Source organism: Microvirga sp. GN3 (assembly GCF_055792825.1).
In genome coordinates this window covers 1-17,996 of record NZ_JBVVAK010000149.1, presented here as the reverse complement: position 1 = coordinate 17,996, position 17,996 = coordinate 1, and the positions used below count along the sequence as shown (strand labels likewise).

The window sequence follows — 17,996 nt, the reverse complement described above, 5'->3', positions numbered from 1 at the left end:
CGGCTTGCGCTTGAGCAACGCCACCAGCCAGGGCGAGGCAGCCGCACACTGGCCACGCCGTAACTGCCGTATGACAGCAGTGGCGCCGACCACCAGCACGCTGCGCAAGGCCTCGTCCCCAGCCCGTGTGATCACCCCATGCCGCACTCTGCCGGCGGTGGAATGATCCTTCGGGGTCAGGCCTAGCCAGGCGGCAAAGTGGCGGGCCGATCGAAAGGCCTCGGGTGCGGGCGTCTTCATCACCAGCATAGAGGCGCCGATCGGCCCTACGCCGGGGATCCTGGCGAGACGGCGGCTACAGTCATCGGCGCGGTGCCAAGCCATCAGCTTGTCTTCGACTTCCTCCAGCCGGGACTGCAGCTGGGCGTATTCCTTGGCATGGATGATGAAGAGCTCACGGGCCAGAGGCGGCAGTGTGTCATCCGCTTTGATCCGTTCCAACAGCGGCTCGACCCGGCAGATCCCTGTAGCGGCAATCAGCCCGAACTCGGCCGCATAGCCGCGAATGGCATTGGCGAGCTGGGTGCGCTGGCGGATCAGGCGATCGCGTAAGCCCACCAGCATCAGGGCCGCTTGCTGCTCCGGGGACTTGACCGGGACGAAGCGCATGGTCGGCCGGCTCATCGCCTCACACAGCGCCTCGGCGTCGGCGGCATCGTTCTTGCCGCGTTTAACATAAGGCTTGACGAACTGGGGTGGGAGCATCCGCACCTCATGCCCGAGCGCCTGCAGCAACCGCGCCCAGTGGTGCGACCCGCCGCAGGCCTCGATCCCGATCACCGTTAGCGGCAGCTTCGTGAAGAACGTCACCATGTCCTGGCGCCGCAGCTTCTTGCGCAGGACCGGCTCCTCGGTGGCATTCACCCCGTGCAGCTGAAAGACATGTTTTTTGCGGTAGGGACGCCCGTTACCGGGCGCCCCCCGCTCAGATCCCGGCGAGCCCAATTAAGGCACCGGGCTCCTACCTTGGGTGTGTGACGGCGAAGCGCACCTCGGGCCATGGATGAAGGATGCGTGGCTTCGGGAGCCAGTGGTCTGCCACTTGTGTGGTCCGGTCCCATGTGAATCCGTCCTTCTGGCTACGTCGCCGAAGCGTGCGCCTCCAGAGTTCTTCCACATGGTGCCGAAACGCCGCTAATGCGCGCGCGTTTGTCGGCACCGCGAAGTAGGCGAAATGCCCGCTCACGATCTGCTTGAGCCATTTCCCCTGTTCGGGTATGGGCCAGTGCAGCCGACGCCACAGCTCCTCCTTGATGGTCCTGAGCTTCATCCGCATGCGGTCGCCGCGGGTCTTCCGCTGAAGCTGGAAGCGCCCGCTGCGCGATTTGCCGCAAATGTACGTGAAGCCTAGAAACGCGAAGGTCTCCGGCTTTCCGAGCCCGCTTTTCTTGCGGTTGACCGCAGCACGGCGGCCAAACTCAATCACACGGGTCTTGTCCGGATGGAGCGACAGCATGAACTCCTCAAGCCTCGCACGCATCGCATCGAGGAAACGTCGAGCGTCGTCCTCATGCTCGAAGCCAGCGACCAGATCATCGGCATAACGCACGATGATCATGTCGCCGGTAGCCTCGCGCTGTCGCCAGCGTTTCGCCCACAGATCGAGAACGTAGTGTAGGTAGATGTTGCCGAGGAGCGGTGAGATCACCGAACCTTGCCCCGTCCCCTTATCCTCCACAGTCACGATCCCGTCTTCGAGGATACCCGCCTTCAGCCATTTCTGGATCAGGCGGATGATGCGCTTGTCACCGATCCGATGCTCCATGAAGCGGACCAGCCATTCCTGGCTGACAGCCCCAAAGAAGTTTTGGATGTCGGCGTCCAGGATCCAGTTCACTTTCCGATGGTCGATCGCGACGCACAGCGCATCCAACGCATCATGCGGGCCCCGTCCGGGCCGAAACCCGTAGGAGAAGCCGCAGAAGTCGCCTTCATAGATGGCGTTGAGCACCATGACAGTCGCTCCCTGGACGATTTTATCGTCCAGGGCTGCAATCGCCAACGGCCGCTGGCTGCCGTCTGCCTTCGGTATATACGTCCGGCGTGACGGCTGCGGGCGGTACGCTCCCCGTTGGACCCGGGCGTGCAGATCAATAAGCCGGAGCTCAAGCTCTGCCTCGTAGTCCTGCCATGTCATGCCATCCACTCCGGGAGCGGCCTTGCGCCTGAGCGCGTAGAACGCCGTCCGGAGTGCATCGACAGTGATGTGGTGGAAGAGCGCGGTGAACCTGTCCTTCTTCCTCAGCCTTGCGGCTTTCCGTACGCGGTCCAGCGACTGGGACATGCGATCCCGGCCCTGTGTCCGGTGCATGCGTTGCTGTTCCGCGTTCCCCTTGGTCCCCGGCCTTCGCTCCACCGACTCCGCCACCGGTCGCCCGGCTTTGTTCGTCGGCTTCACCGCTACTATGCCGAAGTCAGACTTCTCTGGATCGTTCATCGGCGGCTACGGCTCCTCGCCTTCCCACTGCGGACCATCCACCCGAGGATGGGTTGGGTGGCCAATCCAGAGATCTCCCGGTTCCCGTACAAAGAGCTTCCGTGCATGCCAGGGGCTCAGACCACGCCGGGTCGACTGAGCGCTCGCGTAACGCGCTCATCCGTGTTGCCTTCCGGAACGTCAACGCCGTCGGCACCCGGGATTTTGGACTTTCGCGGCTCAATGGCTGGCCTGCACGCTCCCCTACCGACGCTTCGCCGACATCCTCACGGTTGCCTGCGCACGGCTTGGGGCCGATATGGGTTGCTAGCCCTTCATCGTGGGGGACTTTCACCTCCTACTCCTTGCCGGTCTCCCGGCGCACCGACGTATCCATCCCGATGCGAATAATCTGGTCCACGGACGGTCTCCTGTGTTTGAGATCTGCAATGACCTCATTCTGGCACAGCGATGCCGTAATAAGGGGGCCGTCCACCCCAACACTTGCCAGTGACCGCTCGCTTGCGGCGATTGAACCGCTCCAGCAACTGCGGTGCGTAATGTACCGTCCAGCGATGGATGGTCGCATGGTCGACGGAGATGCCGCGCTCGGCCATCATCTCTTCAAGGTTTCTTAGACTCAGATGATAGGCCAGGCACCACCGGACGCACAGCAGGATCACCGGGCGATCGAAATGGCGGCCTTTGAACATCATGCACCTCCGGAGCTGGCCGGAGATGTAGACCGAACGGAGTTACCTACAAGTTTGCGACACTTCCGAATGATCTGCTATGGAATTACAAACCAACAGCGACAGCGAAACCCCGCATCTGTTAACTGATAGCCCTCCTCTTCATTTGTCAAAAAAGTATCAGTGCCAAGTGCGAAACGTGCTGGTGCTCGCCGACAGCGCCGACTACCGTAATGCTGTGCTGAGAGCCGAAACGAAATCGGCCGAGTAGGGGGTTAAGGGTCGTGTCGGGGAGTTGCCCCCGACCCTAGAGGAAACGGACATGGAGCCGGATCTCGAGGTTGTTCAGATAAGGCCCGGCGAGTCCTTTGCCGCCTGGTCGCATGGATACCCCTACCGGACTGTGCGCTGGCACTTCCATCCCGAATACGAGCTTCACTTGGTGGTCGCCACCTCCGGCCGATATTTCGTCGGCGATTTCATCGGCGAGTTCGAGCCTGGCAACCTTGTCCTGACCGGACCGAACCTTCCGCACAACTGGGTCAGCGATATCCCGAAAGATACGAGCATTCCACTGCGCTGCCGCATCATCCAATTTGGAGAGGAATTCGTCGGCAGGGCCATAAAAGCTTTTCCGGAGCTCGCTGCCCTTGCGCCGGTGCTGGAATCATCGCGGCGCGGAGTGTCGTTCAATGAAGAGACCAGCCGCCAGTTGGCACCGCTCATGGACGAGATGATGACCGCCCAGGGCATGCGCCGGATCGAGCTGTTCATGTTGATCGCCGGTCTGCTGAGTCGTGCGCAGGGATCGCGGATGCTCGCCAGTGCCGGCTACCTGCCCGATCCTTCCGGCTACATGTCAGCCGGAATAAACAAGGCGCTCGCCTATATCCGAGAGAACCTAACCCGACCCTTCAACGAGGCGGATCTCGCTGCAATCGCGGGCCAATCAACAAGCGCCTTCTCGCGCGCGTTTCGCCAGCACACCGGCATGTCGTTGGTGCAGTACGTGAAACGCCTGCGCATCAACCTCGCCTGCCAGATCCTGATGAGCGATGAACAGGCTTCAATCACCAGCATCTGCTACGAAGTAGGCTACAACAACCTGTCCAATTTCAACAGGCAGTTCCTTACCGAGAAGGGCATGACGCCCTCTCAGTTCCGACGGCTCCTGCTCGACAATATCAAAACATCCGATGGCGCTAAAGGGAGGACCAAAAAGGAGCATCAGTCGCTGAATACGAACTGGCGCAACCCAGTATCACTATAAGTCCAAGGGAGAGAAACAAATGACGAAGTCTTCATGGAAACTCACGGGCCTCGCGGCGCTGACGCTATCCCTGCTCGCGGGCACGGGTAGCGTCATGGCCCAGAATGCGAAAGTCTCCAATGCCACTGTCGCGTTCCTCATGCCGGACCAAGCGTCAACGCGCTACGAGGAACACGACTTTCCTGGCTTCAAAGCAGAAATGGAAAAACTCTGCCCGACATGCAAGGTCATCTATCAGAACGCCGATGCCAATGTGTCGCGCCAGCAGCAGCAATTCAACTCTGCGATCTCACAGGGCGCGAAGGTGATCGTGCTCGATCCAGTTGACTCCACCGCAGCCGCCTCCCTGGTCAAGCAGGCGCAAAGCCAAGGCATCAAGGTGATCGCATATGACAGGCCCGTACCGGACGCCAAGGCCGACTTCTACGTTTCTTTCGACAATCAGGCCATCGGCAAGTCCATCGCAGATTCGCTGGTGCAACACTTGAAGAAGTCCAACGTGACTGCCGGCAGTGGCACAGGTGTCCTGCAGATCAACGGCTCACCGACAGACGCGGCTGCAGGTCTCATCAAGAAGGGTATCCACGAAGGGCTCGACAACAGTGGCTATCCCATTCTGGCCGAATACGACACGCCAGACTGGGCTCCTCCGAAGGCGCAGCAATGGGCCAGCGGTCAGATCACGCGTTTCGGCAAAAATATCCTTGGTGTCGTGGCAGCCAATGACGGCACCGCCGGGGGCGCGATCGCTGCGTTCAAGGCCGCAGGCGTCAACCCGGTCCCATCGGTCACCGGCAACGACGCGACGATCGCAGCGCTGCAGCTCATCATTGCGGGCGACCAGTACAACACCATTTCCAAGCCGAGTGAGATCGTGGCGGCTGCCGCAGCCAATGTGGCCGTCCAACTCCTAGCCGGCGAAACGCCGAAAGCGGAGACAACGCTCTTCAACACGCCATCGAAGCTGTTCGTCCCGGCGGTGATTACGGCCGAAAATCTGAAGGCCGAGATTATCGATAAGAAGATCAATACAGCGGAACAGCTCTGCTCCGGCCGTTATGCCGAAGGCTGCAAAAAGTTGGGAATTACCCACTAGCCAGCAAGGTTCCATCCGGCCGCCTGACGGCGGCCGGACCTCCCCAAGGCACGGGAGGATACCACTGAGGCATATCACATGACGAACACCGATGAGCCAAGAGGCGACACGTGCGAGCAAGTGCTCAATCTGCGCGGTATATCGAAGCATTTTGGTGCTGTGTCTGCACTGACAGACATCAATCTGGATGTCCATGCCGGCGAGGTTGTTGCGCTCGTCGGCGACAATGGCGCGGGCAAGTCTACACTGGTCAAAATCCTGGCCGGGGTGCACCAGCCAAGCTATGGATCGATCACCTTTCGCGGACAACCGGTGACGCTCGACGACCCGAGCACGGCACTTGGTCTCGGCATCGCAACGGTGTTCCAAGACCTTGCTCTGTGCGAGAACCTCGACGTGGTCGCCAATATCTTTCTTGGCCGAGAGCTCAATCCCCTCCGGCTTGATGAAGTGTCCATGGAGGTGAAGGCCTGGACCCTGCTCAACGAGCTGTCCGCACGCATTCCGAGTGTACGCGAACCGGTCGCTTCACTCTCCGGAGGACAGCGCCAGACCGTCGCCATCGCGCGCTCGCTGTTACTCGAGCCGAAACTCATCCTCCTTGACGAGCCGACGGCCGCTCTCGGCGTCGCCCAGACGGCTGAAGTGCTGGACCTGATCGAGCGCGTGCGTGACCGAGGTCTCGGCGTGATCATGATCAGTCACAACATGGAGGACGTACGCGCGGTCGCGGACCGCATCGTTGTGCTCAGGCTGGGCCGGAACAACGGTGTCTTCGCTCCAGATGCATCCAATCAGGAACTGGTCAGCGCCATTACGGGAGCTGCCAATAATTCGGTTTCCCGCCGCGCCAGCCGACGTCAAGCCCAGAGCGGGCAAAGCCAGGATCAGCAGGCCCAACGCCCGGAGGCACGCCGATGACCAAGAGCGTGGATCAGAACACGCAGGTTGCCCCGATGCTCGACCGTAGGGACGAACGCGTCAAGCATGCCGAAGGGCTCGGCGGCTCGATCCGCGCTTTTCTGGACAGGGTGCGGTCAGGCGATCTTGGCTCTCTTCCCGTGATTGTCGGTCTTGCGATCATCTGGACGGTGTTCCAGAGCCTCAATCCGGTCTTCCTCGCACCGAACAACCTTGTCAATCTGCTGTTCGACTGCTCGACGATCGGCGTGATCGCTCTGGGCATCGTTTGCATTCTGATGGTGGGCGAGATCGACCTGTCGGTCGGATCGGTCAGCGGCTTCGCGTCGGCGCTGGTAGGCGTCCTGTGGGTGAACCAGGGCTGGCCGGTCGGAATTGCTATCATCGCCGCGCTTGCCTTTGGGACGCTGATTGGCGCGATCTACGCATTCCTGTTCAACCGCTTTGGCATGCCGAGCTTCGTATCGACGCTGGCCGGTCTCCTGTCCGTGCTCGGTCTGCAGCTCTACCTCCTCGGCTCGACCGGCTCGATCAACCTCCCCTACGAGTCGCCTCTGGTCAATTTCGGCCAGTTGCTCGTCATGCCCGATCCGGTCTCATACATCCTTGCGGCGCTCCCTGGCATCGTGCTTCTCGTACTCGAGTACCGAACCGCGGCTCGTCGGCGAGCGGCGGGATTGTCCTCCCACCCGCTGGGCCGGCTCCTCGTGCGCGCCGTGGTCCTCACCGTCATTCTGGAATTCATCGTCTATTACCTTAATCTCGACCGCGGCATTCCGTGGATGTTCGGACTCTTCGTCGGCCTCGTAGTGGCGATGGACTATGCACTGACGCGCACCAAGTGGGGCCGGTCGATGATCGCCGTGGGCGGCAACCGCGAGGCTGCACGCCGGGCCGGCATCAATGTCCGCTACATCTATACGACGGCCTTCATGCTGTGCTCGGCACTGGCCGCCACCGGGGGAATTCTGTCCGCCGCACGCTTGGCTTCGGCCAGTCAGCAGGCAGGCACAGGCGACGTCAACCTCAACGCTATCGCGGCCGCCGTGATCGGTGGAACGAGCCTGTTCGGCGGGCGCGGCAGCGCCTATTCCGCTCTGCTGGGCATCATTGTCATTCAATCGATCGCCAGCGGCCTGACGCTGCTCGATCTCTCCTCATCGCTCCGGTACATGATCACCGGTGCCGTGCTTGCCATTGCCGTCATCGTCGACTCGCTGGCGCGCCGTTCGCGTGTCTCGCATGGCCGGGCTTAGGCCACATCAGACAAAAGGGAAAGCCATGGGTGAAAAGTTATCCGGGAAGGTCGCCGCAATCACCGGAGCGGCCTCGGGCATCGGTCTTGAATGTTCCAGGGCCCTGCTTTCCGAGGGCGCGCGGGTCGTGCTCGTCGATCGCGACGAGGAGGCGCTGAAGAGCGTTTGTGCCGACCTCGGTCCTCAGGCGATCTCCTTGCGGGTGGACGTGACCGATCCGGGAAGCGTCGCCCGTATGATGCCGCAGATCCTGGAGCGAGTCGGGCAGCTCGATATCTTCCACGCGAATGCCGGTTCCTATATCGGCGGTGAGATCCTGGAAGGCGATCCCGACGCCTGGGACAGCATGCTGAATCTCAACATCAATGCCGTCTTCCGCTCCATCCATGCCGTGCTGCCGCACATGGTGGAACGCAAGACCGGTGATATCATCGTCACCAGCTCGATCGCCGGCCTCGTTCCCGTGGTGTGGGAGCCGATCTACACCGCCTCGAAGCACGCCGTACAGGCCTTCGTGCATACGGTGCGGCGGCAGGTCGCGAAATACGGGTTGCGTGTCGGCGCCGTAGCGCCGGGCCCGGTAGTCACAGCCTTGATCAAAGACTGGCCCAAGGAGAAGCTTGAGGCGGAGCTGGCGGCGGGAGGGCTCATGCAACCGGCGGAAGTGGCCGACGCTGTCCTGTACATGCTGACGAGACCGCGCAACGTCACCATTCGCGACCTCGTGATCCTACCGCAAAGCAACGACCTGTAGCGCCCGCCGAATTCGCGGCGCACTGCGACATGTCTCTCAACTCACTTAGATATCCGAATAGTCATGGCAAACCATTTTCTCGGCATTGACGTTGGAACCGGCAGCGCACGAGCCGGGGTGTTCGACGAACGTGGAGCCTTGCTGTCCTCGGCCAAGGCCGACATCGCGCTGTGGCATGAGGCCGGCGGCATTGTAGAGCAGTCGAGCAACGATATCTGGCGTGCGGTCTGCACATGTGTGCAAGAAGCCATGCATCGGGCCGACATTTCTCCTGAGTCCGTTGCCGGCGTCGGCTTTGACGCGACCTGCTCCCTCGTGGTACTCGGACCAAGTGGCCAGCCATTGCCTGTTGGTCCATCCGGCAACCCCGAGCGCAACATCATCGTCTGGATGGATCATCGTGCAACAGAGCAGGCGCGCCGGATCAATCGCACGGGCGAAGCGGCCCTGAATTACGTTGGTGGCACTATCTCGCCCGAAATGGAGACCCCCAAGCTGCTGTGGCTGGCCGAGAACATGCCCGAGACGTTCACGGCGGCATGGCAGTTCATGGATCTAGCCGATTTCCTAACCTGGAGGTCCACGGAGAGTCTCGCACGCTCCGTTTGCACAGTGACGTGCAAGTGGACCTATCTTGCACACGAGAACCGTTGGGACGCGGGCTACTTCAGAACGGTCGGACTCGGCGTTCTGGCGGACGAAGGCTTCCGACGCATTGGCACGGAAGTCGTGCCAGGCGGCACCCGACTCGGCGGACTGACGTCGCAAGCTGCCGCCGATTTGGGTCTGGCGCCCGGGACCTCTGTCGCAGCCGGTCTGATCGATGCGCATGCCGGCGGCGTAGGAACGGTTGGCGCACGTGGCAACGTCGGCAACGTCCTCACTCGCATGGCCTACGTGTTCGGCACCTCCGCCTGCACCATGTCAACCACGACGGATCCGATCTTCGTTCCGGGTGTATGGGGTCCCTATCACTCGGCCATGCTGCCCGACCTCTGGCTCAACGAAGGCGGCCAATCGGCCGCGGGTGCTGCGATCGATCATCTGGTCCGAATGCATCCGGCCTCGAAAGACGCGGAGATGATGGCCCGGGAGAGCGGCGCCAGCCTGAGCCAGTGGCTGTCGCTGGAGGCCGAGAGGCGCGGAGGCGCGGAGGCAGCACCCGATCGCATCGGAGACCTGCACATCGTCCCCGAATTCCTGGGAAATCGGGCACCGTTCGCCGATCCGGACGCGCGTGGGCTCATCGCGGGACTTGGCATGGAGACGAGCCTCGACAGTCTCGTGGCACTCTATCTCGCTGGCGTCTGCGGATTGGGTTACGGAGCACGACAGATCCTGCAGGCGCAGCATGAGAAGGACATGGCAATCGACACGATTGTCGTCAGCGGTGGTGCAGGTCAGAGCCCGCTCGTGCGACAGCTTCTTGCCGATACCACGGGAAAGATCGTTGCAGCCACGACCTCCCAAGAGCCCGTTCTCCTTGGCTCCGCGATTCTCGGTGCCGTTGCCTCGGGCCAGTATCCAGATCTTGCACAGGCCATGACATCGATGTCGGAGATGGGCGAAATCTATCGCCCCAATCCGGCATCGGCGGAATGGCACGAAAAGCGTTTCAAGGCATTCGAGATACTCCAGCAGGCGGCAAGATCTATTCGGTCCGTCACCTGAGGAGCGCACGCCCGCATCACGAATCTGCGCTGCGGCGTGCCTGATAGGATCCAGCGTGCTCCAGCTTCGCGCCGGCCGTACCATTGTCTGTCAGAGCCGAGCGACTACCTCCGCCACCGCCGCTCCGAGTCTGCGATGCGCCTCCGCCCCGAAATGGATCCCGTCCACTGGGCTCACCTCGATCACCGATCCTGCATCGAGGAACTCTACTCCCCGGTCCTGAGCCAGCGCCGCATAGAGCGCGGGAAGTTGAAGTGACACCTCACGCGCGCCACTGAACTCGGAACGGATTGGCCCTTGCTCCAGCACGGTTGGTGGGGAGATCACAAGTATACGAAAGCCACCGTGTCGCGCCTGCATCTCAAGACTCATGGCGATGTCGAGGAGCCCGGCAATCCCTGCCGTGATCTTACTAGGCGTTGCGCCGAAGCGCGTCTTCGTATCGTTCGTCCCGAGCATGATGGTCAGCGCGTCGATAGGCCCATGGCTCTGAAGCGCAATCTTCAGTCCCTCACGTCCGTCCATGTGTGCGCCCATCACCGGGTCGGGGAACTGCGCCGTTCGGCCGGGCAGCCCCTCCTCCGCCACCTCCCAATCCGGGAGCATTGACGCGGTCACGCGCGGCCAGCGTGTATCCGCGCCAAAGCGGCGGTAGGCCTCCCCCCGCGTCACAATGGGTGGGGTTCCATGGGTGTTGCTATCGCCAAAGCAGAGAAGTGTGCGCATCATGGAAGCTTCCGTCATAGATCGTGTCACGCTAGCGCATCGTGCGGAGAAATGGACCCGGTTTTCCGCACCGAACGACGCGCCAGCCAAGAGAAGGAGCATAGGAATCGATCCCAAAAGTGGGTCCACTTCTGGATCCGATGCTCGGGAGCATTTTTCGGCGAAGTGGATCCGGTTCGCCGGCAAAAAACGACAAGCCATGCCGTTCGTCGGCATCAAGCCACAGACAGGTCGGTGATACTGTCCTGCCTGTCCCAGACACCATAATCAGGGGTGATCGTGATCCCCCATCGCGATCTCAGGCCGCGATTTCGGCTCTGATCCGCAACGCTAGATCAGGACGATCCGTGGTAATTTGCCGGACGGGCTGGCCTAACCAGTACCGGAGATCAGCCTCATCGTTCGGAACCCAGGCACCAATCCGGTCAGCCCCGAAGGCGGCAGAGAACTGCTGAACTCTATGGACAAGCAGGGACTTCTCAACCGCCACGTAGATGCCGGGAATGGCCTTGAGACGATCGATCGCCCGATCCAGCCCTCCCAACATCTCGGACGAACGCCTGTCGAGGGATGCAAGCACTGGAACTGCGGGACTGAGCGCTCGAACGGTCTCAAGTACCTCCAGCATGAAGCATGTCAGAACAGATCTCTTCTCGAGTCTGTGCCGGCGAACCGTCTCCAGAACCTTTACCTCCATGCCGGCATAGGCGCTCCCAGCCGCGTCGGTCTTCAGCTCGATATGGAGTTCAAGCGGGCTTTCGCCGAGCACCTCCAGGACTTGATCGAGGCTCGGGATGCCCTCCGCACTGTCGCGAAGCGTCGTCGCCTGGAGTTCAGCCAGGGTCCGAGCGCTGACGGGTCCCAATCCTGTCGTCGTCCGTTCGAGCGTTGGATCGTGGATGACGGCGAGCTGTCCGTCCGACGTCATGTGCACGTCGAACTCGACCCCTTCGACGCCGAGCTCAGCGAGCCTGCGGAAGCCTTCGATGCTGTTTTCGGGCCACAGATTCCGCGCCCCGCGATGACCGATGATCATGACCATGAGGAGATTGCCTTACTTGCTGCTATCGACGAGGCCGCGCACGAACCACCGCTGCATGACGAGTATCACCAGAACGGGCGGGAGCATCGCCAGAAGTGCACCACTCATCGCGACGTTCCAGGCGGGCTCCGTGTCGGAGCGCGGAATGAGATGCTTCACCCCGATGACGGCCGTGGCCATGTCCTTGTCGGTCGTGAAGAGCAGCGGCCAGAGATACTGGTTCCACCCGTAGAGGAACAGGATGATCGACAGGGCGATGATGTTCGAGCGCGAGAGCGGCAGCAGGATCGTCCAGAAGAAGCGCATGGCGGAAGCGCCGTCGAGACGTGCTGCCTCGAGAAGCTCCTCGGGAACGGTGAGGAAGAACTGCCGGAACAGGAAGGTCGCCGATGCCGAGGCGATCAGTGGCAGGATTAAGCCCTGGTAGGTATTCAGCATGTTCCATTCCAGTGCGATCTCCACCGTGTTGCCGGAGGCCCACTCCCAGAGCCCTTGGATGTTGAGAGCATCGATCAGCCACTGGGCCGGCAGGGCCGCATTCGCGACCGCCTCGTAGGTCGGCACGATCCGCACTTCCACAGGCAGCATCAGCGAGGTGAAGATCAGCCAAAAGGCGAGGATGCGGAACCGAAACCGGAAATAGGTGATGGCGAAAGCGGACAGCAGCGAGATCGCCACCTTTCCGATCGTGATTCCCGCTGCTACGATGAAGGAATTCACGAGGAGTTGCCCGAAATCGACTTTGCTCCATGCGGCCGCCAGGTTCTCGAGGAAGTGGCCGCCCGGCAGCCACGGCATCGGGACCTGCTGCACCTCGTCCATCGTCAGGGAGCCGGCGATGAAGGCGAAGTAGAGCGGCAGGCACACGAGAACGATGCCGCCGATGAGGAGCAGGTGGCAGATCGTCGTGAGAATGGGTGAGCGTTCAACCATGATCAGATACTGTAATTGACCTTGCGTTCGACATACTTGAACTGCAGCAGCGTCAGGAGAAGTGCGAAAGCCATCAAGAGAACCGATTGGGCCGCCGAGGATCCGAGGTCGAGATTGATGAAGCCGTCCTGATAGACCTTGTAGACCAGGATGTTCGTGGCTCCTGCCGGCCCACCACGCGTGACCGCGTCGATGATGGCGAAGGTCTCGAAGAACCCGTAGACGAAGTTCATGGTCGTGAGGAAGAAGAGCGTGGGCCCGAGAAGCGGCAGCGCGATTTGGAAGAAGCGCTTGATCGGTCCGGCACCGTCGACGGCTGCTGCCTCCATTAAGGACTTCGGTACCGCCAGAAGGCCCGCGACGAGAAAAATATAATCGTAGCAGATATGCTTCCAAGACGCCGCGAGCACCACGAGCAGCATCGCGTCGAAGCCGTTGCGGTTCGGATCCCATGCGATGCCGAGAGACTTGATGAAGAACGCGATGGGACCGACCGCCGGATTGAACAGGAACGCCCACATGACGCCCGCGATGACAGGTGCGATCGCGTAAGGCAGAAGGATCACGCCCTTGTAGGCGGCCTGGAAGCGCACTACCCGATCCGTGGCGAAGGCCAGGACGAGCGCAACAACGATTGTCACCACATTCTGGGCCAGAGTGAACCAGATCGTGACCCAGACGGAGTTACGATAGCTCTCGCTCGCGAAGAGCGCGGTGAAATTGTCGAACCAGACGAAGTGGACTGTCGCTCCAAAGGGATCCGCCAGCAGAAATGCCTGCATCAGCGCCCGGATGGAGGGGATGAAGAAGAACAGGAGGAGGATGAGGAGCTGCGGCAGAAGCAGCAAAGCCGGAAGGCCCGCGGTCTGGAAATGAGCGTGCTTCAGTCCCGGTTCGTGAGTGGTTGCAACCACGTCAAATCTCCGCTCGACAAACGGTGAAGCGGCACTGGCCTAGATTCTGGCCAATGCCGCGTCGTTCAATCAATATTTGCCCTTATTGAGCCGCTCATATTGGCGGAGGATCTCGTTGCCGCGCTTCACGGCATCGTCCATCGCCTGTTGGGCGTCCTTCTTGCCGGCAAACAGGGCCTCGATTTCCTCACGCTGGGCAAACATAGCCTGGGTGAAATTTCCGAAATGGAAACCAAGAGAGTTGTCCGTCGGCGTGCCACGGTTGAGCTGCTGGATGGCGATCTCACGGGTCGGGCTCTCTTTGTAGTAGCCTTCGGCCTTTGCCAACTCATAGGCCTTGTTGGTGAGCGGGACATAACCCGTCGCCTTGTGCCACCAGAGTTGGGTTTCGGGCTTTGCGAGATAGTCGAAGAAGGCTGCAATCGCCTTCTCTTCCTCCGGCTTGTGCCCTTTGATCACCCACAGTGCGGCGCCGCCGATCGTGCTGTTCTTCGGCTGGTGTCCCTCCTCCCAGGGCAGGAAGGTTGCGCTCCAGGCGATCTTCGCGTTGCGCTCGATACCCCCATGCGCTGCCGTCGAGGCGAAGTAGGTGGCGCATTTTCCGGAGGTGAAGAGTTGCTCTGGGCTGAATCCCTGTCCGGCGATCTGAAGCACGCTATCGTCGAGCCATTTCTTCAGGCGGGCCACTTGCGGCACCACGAGCGTCGTATTGTAGACGAACTCTGTATCTAGCCCATCATAGCCGTTCGCCTTCGTGGCATAGGGCTGGTCGTTGATGGCGCTGTAGTTCTCGATGAGGCTCCAGTGGTAGTCCGTCGCCAGCGCCGTGCCGCATTCGGCAGCGCCAGATTTCCTGATGGCATAGAGCTGCTTCTCGAACTCGCCCCAGGTTTCTGCCGGCTTGTCGAATCCGGCCTTTTGGAATTGGTCCTTGTTGTAGAACAGGATCGGCGATGACGAGTTGAAGGGCATCGCCGCGAGCTTGCCCTTGTAGGAGTAGAATCCCGCCACCGGCTTGATGAAGTCAGCCCATTCGATCTTGTGGCCAGTCTTGTCCATGAGATCCTGCGCCGGGACAATCGCGTCCGACAGCAGCATCGTCATGAAGCCACGCTCGTAGATCTGGACGATGTGGGGTGGATGCTTTGCTCGATAGGCCGCAATGGTGCTGTTGATCACCTCATCGTAGTTGCCCTTGTTGATCGCGACGACCTTATATTGGTCGTTGGACTCGTTGAACTTCTTGACCATTGCGTCGACGCGCTCGCCAAGCACGCCGGTCATGGCGTGCCACCACTGAACCTCAATGGGCGCGGCCCAGGCCGCGGCTCCTGACATCATCAGCGCCAGCGCTCCGGCAGCAATGCGTGGTATTGTCGACTTAACCTTCATTATGCTTTCCTCCCTTTCAATCCTTGCCCCTGGTCTCAGGCTGGCGCGGCGCGCCGCCCCTGCCCTTTTGCACGCCTTCCCCAGAAGCCGTCATCGGCCATGAGAGCCGCGATCCCCCTGTCGAGCCATCCCAGATCGTCGAGAAGATCCAGGATAGTGAAGCGCCGGCGGATCAGCCGCGCGCGCCTATATTCCGTTGCTAGCTTCGCCAGCGGCACTCCAAGATCGCCAGGGTGCCCCGCGGCGCCGGCTGCATGAAGCCAAGCCTCCAATTCGTCCGGCGAAACACAGTACCGGCGCAGCTCCTCGCGCAGCACCGGCCAGTCTGCCGCAAGCGTTACCAGCCGCTCGGCCCGGCGCGTCGCCGGCTCCAGCTTGATGCGCATCTCGGTGCGCGCACTATCGGCAATGTGCCGGTCTGGAAAAGCCGCGGCGATCTCTGTCTCGATCTGCTCGGGCGAGGACGTAGCGCCGTTCGCCTGAGCGATCACCTCCTCGCTGATGTCCTGCGCCAGAAACCATTCGTACAAGGCAAGGATCGCCACTGTTCCGATCCCAACGCAGGCTCCGTGCGCAGCAGGCTCTCCTTGATAGGTCAGGCGCTCCATCTCCCAAACGTGGGAGATGAGATGCTCGGCTCCGCTCGCCGGACGCGAATTGCCATGAGCCTGCATGGCGAAGCCGGACACGAGAAGACCGTTTACGAGGTCGCCTAGGGCTGCCGGGTTGCCGCGACCAATCGCGCCGGGCTGCGACAGCCATCCCCGGATATTGTCCTGTACAAGGGCGAAGGGCTCGGGATTGATCGCCTCCTCGCCAAGCATATCGGCCAGCTTCCAGTCCGCGCCAGCGACGATCTTGCCGGCGAGGTCACCATAGCCCCAGCCAGCCATGCGGCTTGGGGCCCGCGCGATCACGTTCAGGTCCGCAACGATGCTGATCGGCGGAGCGCAGTCGAGCGTGCGCTTGAAGCCGTCGTCGAGCAATGCTGAGCCTGAGGCGGCGTAGCCGTCCATGGAGGCGGCCGTTGCGACGCAGACATAGGGCATACCCGCGAGTTCGGCTGCGTATTTCGTGAGATCGTTGATGACGCCGGACCCAACGGCGACCGGAAGCGCCTCCCGCTCCTTGATTACCATTGCGATGTCTCTCGCAAGGCTGGCGTTAGGCTTCACGCGCGGTGCAGCTTCGAGAATGATAGGCACATCAGGGGAAAGACCTGCCTGTTCGAGAATCACGAGTGCACCTCGGCCCGCAGCTTCCATCGTGTTCTGATCGGCGATGATCATCGGCGAACTGCTTCCGGCAGCCCGCACGGCGTCAGACAAGAAGGCGAGCGCCGAAGGGGAGACGAACACGTGGCGCGTCGTTGTTGCCTTTCGTATCGCATCGTTGAGAACCTGCGCCTGATCTACCATCAACTCCTCACTGGCGATACATTTGAATATTGTGTATTACATTTGTATGACACTGGCAATGGGACCGTGCACGAAGCCCCTTGTTCCCATCGGAGGATTTGATGAATGATCATTCTGATATCTTGTTCCAGTCTAGGGAGCGTCCCGGCATGACCGAAGCATATTGCGACAAAGAGCTCAGTCAGATCTCGGGCAACGGCCATACGCCGAGGAGAGACTACGCAGATCCTCGCTCCAGACTTTGGATAACCACTCCAGGCTCGGTCCAATGCTGAACTCGGCAGACAATCCGCTCGAAACTCGGGTCGCCTGGCTCTACTTCATGGAGGGCATGACGCAGGCGGACATTGCGGAGAAGCTCGGGATGACGAGGCTCCGCGTGAACCGTATGCTCGTGGAGGCACGCACCAGCGGCCTCGTCAGTATCGCTCTTAACTCGCGTTTCGCTACCTGTGTCGAGCTCGAACAGATCCTTATCCGCGAGTTCGACATGAAAGACGCTGTGATCGTCCCGACACCGGATAATCCTGATCTCATTCCAGTCCTGCTCGGACAGGCGGCGGGTGAGTATCTCTCGAACTTCCTCGAGACGAACCGGGTGAAGGGCCTCGGATTAGGCTGGGGCGCAACCCTGCGCGAGACCATCCGCAACACGCGCCTTGGCCGCTATCCGGACCTGTGCATCAACTCGATGATGGGCGGTCTGACGCACGGTCTGGAGCTCAACACCTTCGAGACCGCGAGCAGCCTTGCCAACCGCTTGAATGCCGAATGCCAGTACCTGGCTGCGCCGATCTATGCAGGTAGCCCCGAGTCCCGAGACATCATCCTGGCGCAGGATGTATTTCGCGAGACATTCGAGCGCATTTCATCAAACGACGTCGCGGTGCTCAGCATCGGCGATCTTTCGTTGCGCTCCCTACTGATCCGCTACGGCCTGCCGCGGGATGTGACCACTGATGAGCTGGTAGCACTCGGCGCCGTTGGAGATATCTTGGGGCAGTTCTACGATGCGGATGGTCGGGTCATCGACCATCCATTGAACCTTCGCGCCATCGCGCTGCCGCTCAGCGAGCTCTCATGCATTCCTACCGTCGTTCTCGCATCTGGCGGGCAGAACAAGATCCCCGCCATTGCCGCAGCCATGAAAGCGCGCCTCGCCTCAGTAATTATCTGCGACGAGGAAACTGCTAAGGCTGCCCGTGGTCTAGCTCTTACTGGGGAAATATCAAGGAAGTCGCAGCCGAGCAGACGCCGCAGCCGCCAATGAAGCAACCATCAGGTCTACATCGCCAACCGCTTGCGTCGGCACCAGCCTCTCAGCAATGAAGGTGATGGTTCTGTCTTTGAGAGCATCGAGCGTGCCTTTCAGTCCGATGCTCTAGGTGTTTGATCCCGGGGTTTGATGGTGCATTCTTATCGCCGGAATGGAGGGATGCGCTATGGGCCAGGTTCTCCATGGGAGCGCCACAACGACAGAGGCAGTCCGTCGAGC

The 17,996-nt window shown here is 60.9% G+C and carries 14 protein-coding genes and 2 pseudogenes; 7 read left to right on the top strand and 9 right to left on the bottom strand.

What is annotated here, in order from left to right:
* The 3 genes and pseudogenes from ACS5Q1_RS38370 to ACS5Q1_RS38360 form a co-directional block, all read right to left on the bottom strand.
* The coding region (locus ACS5Q1_RS38370; RefSeq protein ID WP_473103163.1) for an IS110 family RNA-guided transposase at window positions 1-945 on the bottom strand (945 nt) is incomplete at its 3' end.
* A gap of 16 nt (window positions 946-961) precedes the next feature.
* Window positions 962-2,437 carry a group II intron reverse transcriptase/maturase gene (gene ltrA, locus ACS5Q1_RS38365; protein ID WP_473103162.1) on the bottom strand — a complete coding sequence of 492 codons (1,476 nt, stop codon included), beginning with the start codon at window positions 2,435-2,437 and terminating at the stop codon, window positions 962-964.
* A 482-nt stretch (window positions 2,438-2,919) separates the two neighbouring features.
* Window positions 2,920-3,129 (bottom strand): annotated as a pseudogene (locus ACS5Q1_RS38360) (IS6 family transposase); the annotation flags it as partial.
* A 301-nt stretch (window positions 3,130-3,430) separates the two neighbouring features.
* Here ACS5Q1_RS38360 and ACS5Q1_RS38355 point away from each other — a divergent pair.
* The 6 genes and pseudogenes from ACS5Q1_RS38355 to ACS5Q1_RS38330 all read left to right on the top strand — a co-directional run.
* Window positions 3,431-4,312, top strand: a pseudogene (locus tag ACS5Q1_RS38355) (AraC family transcriptional regulator); the annotation flags it as partial.
* 85 nt (window positions 4,313-4,397) lie between these two features.
* Window positions 4,398-5,474, top strand: coding sequence for an ABC transporter substrate-binding protein (locus ACS5Q1_RS38350; protein ID WP_473103161.1), 1,077 nt, complete (start codon window positions 4,398-4,400; stop codon window positions 5,472-5,474).
* Between the two features lie 78 nt (window positions 5,475-5,552).
* The gene (locus tag ACS5Q1_RS38345; protein WP_473103160.1) at window positions 5,553-6,395 is read left to right on the top strand and encodes an ATP-binding cassette domain-containing protein; all 843 of its coding nucleotides are present in this window, start codon (window positions 5,553-5,555) and stop codon (window positions 6,393-6,395) included.
* On the top strand, window positions 6,392-7,651 hold the full coding sequence (locus tag ACS5Q1_RS38340; RefSeq protein WP_473103159.1) for a sugar ABC transporter permease: 1,260 nt from the start codon (window positions 6,392-6,394) through the stop codon (window positions 7,649-7,651). Before ACS5Q1_RS38345 ends, ACS5Q1_RS38340 begins: the two co-directional genes overlap by 4 nt.
* 25 nt (window positions 7,652-7,676) lie before the next feature.
* The gene (locus ACS5Q1_RS38335) at window positions 7,677-8,405 is read left to right on the top strand and encodes an SDR family oxidoreductase (RefSeq protein WP_473103158.1); all 729 of its coding nucleotides are present in this window, start codon (window positions 7,677-7,679) and stop codon (window positions 8,403-8,405) included.
* A gap of 63 nt (window positions 8,406-8,468) precedes the next feature.
* Entirely contained in the window at window positions 8,469-10,076 is a 1,608-nt protein-coding gene (locus tag ACS5Q1_RS38330; RefSeq protein WP_473103157.1) for an FGGY-family carbohydrate kinase, read from the top strand.
* 90 nt (window positions 10,077-10,166) lie between these two features.
* Here ACS5Q1_RS38330 and ACS5Q1_RS38325 read toward each other — a convergent pair whose 3' ends face one another.
* The 6 genes from ACS5Q1_RS38325 to ACS5Q1_RS38300 all read right to left on the bottom strand — a co-directional run bounded on the left by ACS5Q1_RS38325 (window position 10,167) and on the right by ACS5Q1_RS38300 (window position 16,501).
* Window positions 10,167-10,805: an SGNH/GDSL hydrolase family protein gene (locus tag ACS5Q1_RS38325; protein ID WP_473103156.1), complete on the bottom strand. Its 639-nt coding sequence runs from the start codon at window positions 10,803-10,805 to the stop codon at window positions 10,167-10,169.
* Between the two features lie 295 nt (window positions 10,806-11,100).
* Entirely contained in the window at window positions 11,101-11,844 is a 744-nt protein-coding gene (locus ACS5Q1_RS38320) for a glycerophosphodiester phosphodiesterase family protein (protein WP_473103155.1), read from the bottom strand.
* 12 nt (window positions 11,845-11,856) lie between these two features.
* Window positions 11,857-12,777, bottom strand: coding sequence for an ABC transporter permease subunit (locus tag ACS5Q1_RS38315; RefSeq protein WP_203441323.1), 921 nt, complete (start codon window positions 12,775-12,777; stop codon window positions 11,857-11,859).
* Window positions 12,778-12,779: 2 nt separating this feature from the next.
* On the bottom strand, window positions 12,780-13,691 hold the full coding sequence (locus tag ACS5Q1_RS38310; protein WP_473103154.1) for an ABC transporter permease subunit: 912 nt from the start codon (window positions 13,689-13,691) through the stop codon (window positions 12,780-12,782).
* A 69-nt stretch (window positions 13,692-13,760) separates the two neighbouring features.
* Window positions 13,761-15,083, bottom strand: coding sequence for an extracellular solute-binding protein (locus ACS5Q1_RS38305; RefSeq protein ID WP_473103153.1), 1,323 nt, complete (start codon window positions 15,081-15,083; stop codon window positions 13,761-13,763).
* Window positions 15,084-15,118: 35 nt separating this feature from the next.
* On the bottom strand, window positions 15,119-16,501 hold the full coding sequence (locus tag ACS5Q1_RS38300) for a sn-glycerol-1-phosphate dehydrogenase (RefSeq protein WP_473103152.1): 1,383 nt from the start codon (window positions 16,499-16,501) through the stop codon (window positions 15,119-15,121).
* A gap of 268 nt (window positions 16,502-16,769) precedes the next feature.
* Here ACS5Q1_RS38300 and ACS5Q1_RS38295 point away from each other — a divergent pair, with 268 nt between their 5' ends.
* On the top strand, window positions 16,770-17,771 hold the full coding sequence (locus ACS5Q1_RS38295; RefSeq protein WP_473103151.1) for a sugar-binding transcriptional regulator: 1,002 nt from the start codon (window positions 16,770-16,772) through the stop codon (window positions 17,769-17,771).
* The last annotated feature ends 225 nt before the right edge of the window (window positions 17,772-17,996 follow it).

What these genes read in the sequence shown, in the direction of transcription:
- ltrA (WP_473103162.1), bottom strand. Translation starts at nt 2,437, where the DNA reads ATGAACGATCCAGAGAAGTCTGACTTCGGCATAGTAGCGGTGAAGCCG.
- ACS5Q1_RS38350 (WP_473103161.1), top strand. Translation starts at nt 4,398, where the DNA reads ATGACGAAGTCTTCATGGAAACTCACGGGCCTCGCGGCGCTGACGCTA.
- ACS5Q1_RS38345 (WP_473103160.1), top strand. Translation starts at nt 5,553, where the DNA reads ATGACGAACACCGATGAGCCAAGAGGCGACACGTGCGAGCAAGTGCTC.
- ACS5Q1_RS38340 (WP_473103159.1), top strand. Translation starts at nt 6,392, where the DNA reads ATGACCAAGAGCGTGGATCAGAACACGCAGGTTGCCCCGATGCTCGAC.
- ACS5Q1_RS38335 (WP_473103158.1), top strand. Translation starts at nt 7,677, where the DNA reads ATGGGTGAAAAGTTATCCGGGAAGGTCGCCGCAATCACCGGAGCGGCC.
- ACS5Q1_RS38330 (WP_473103157.1), top strand. Translation starts at nt 8,469, where the DNA reads ATGGCAAACCATTTTCTCGGCATTGACGTTGGAACCGGCAGCGCACGA.
- ACS5Q1_RS38325 (WP_473103156.1), bottom strand. Translation starts at nt 10,805, where the DNA reads ATGATGCGCACACTTCTCTGCTTTGGCGATAGCAACACCCATGGAACC.
- ACS5Q1_RS38320 (WP_473103155.1), bottom strand. Translation starts at nt 11,844, where the DNA reads ATGGTCATGATCATCGGTCATCGCGGGGCGCGGAATCTGTGGCCCGAA.
- ACS5Q1_RS38315 (WP_203441323.1), bottom strand. Translation starts at nt 12,777, where the DNA reads ATGGTTGAACGCTCACCCATTCTCACGACGATCTGCCACCTGCTCCTC.
- ACS5Q1_RS38305 (WP_473103153.1), bottom strand. Translation starts at nt 15,083, where the DNA reads ATGAAGGTTAAGTCGACAATACCACGCATTGCTGCCGGAGCGCTGGCG.
- ACS5Q1_RS38300 (WP_473103152.1), bottom strand. Translation starts at nt 16,501, where the DNA reads ATGGTAGATCAGGCGCAGGTTCTCAACGATGCGATACGAAAGGCAACA.
- ACS5Q1_RS38295 (WP_473103151.1), top strand. Translation starts at nt 16,770, where the DNA reads ATGCTGAACTCGGCAGACAATCCGCTCGAAACTCGGGTCGCCTGGCTC.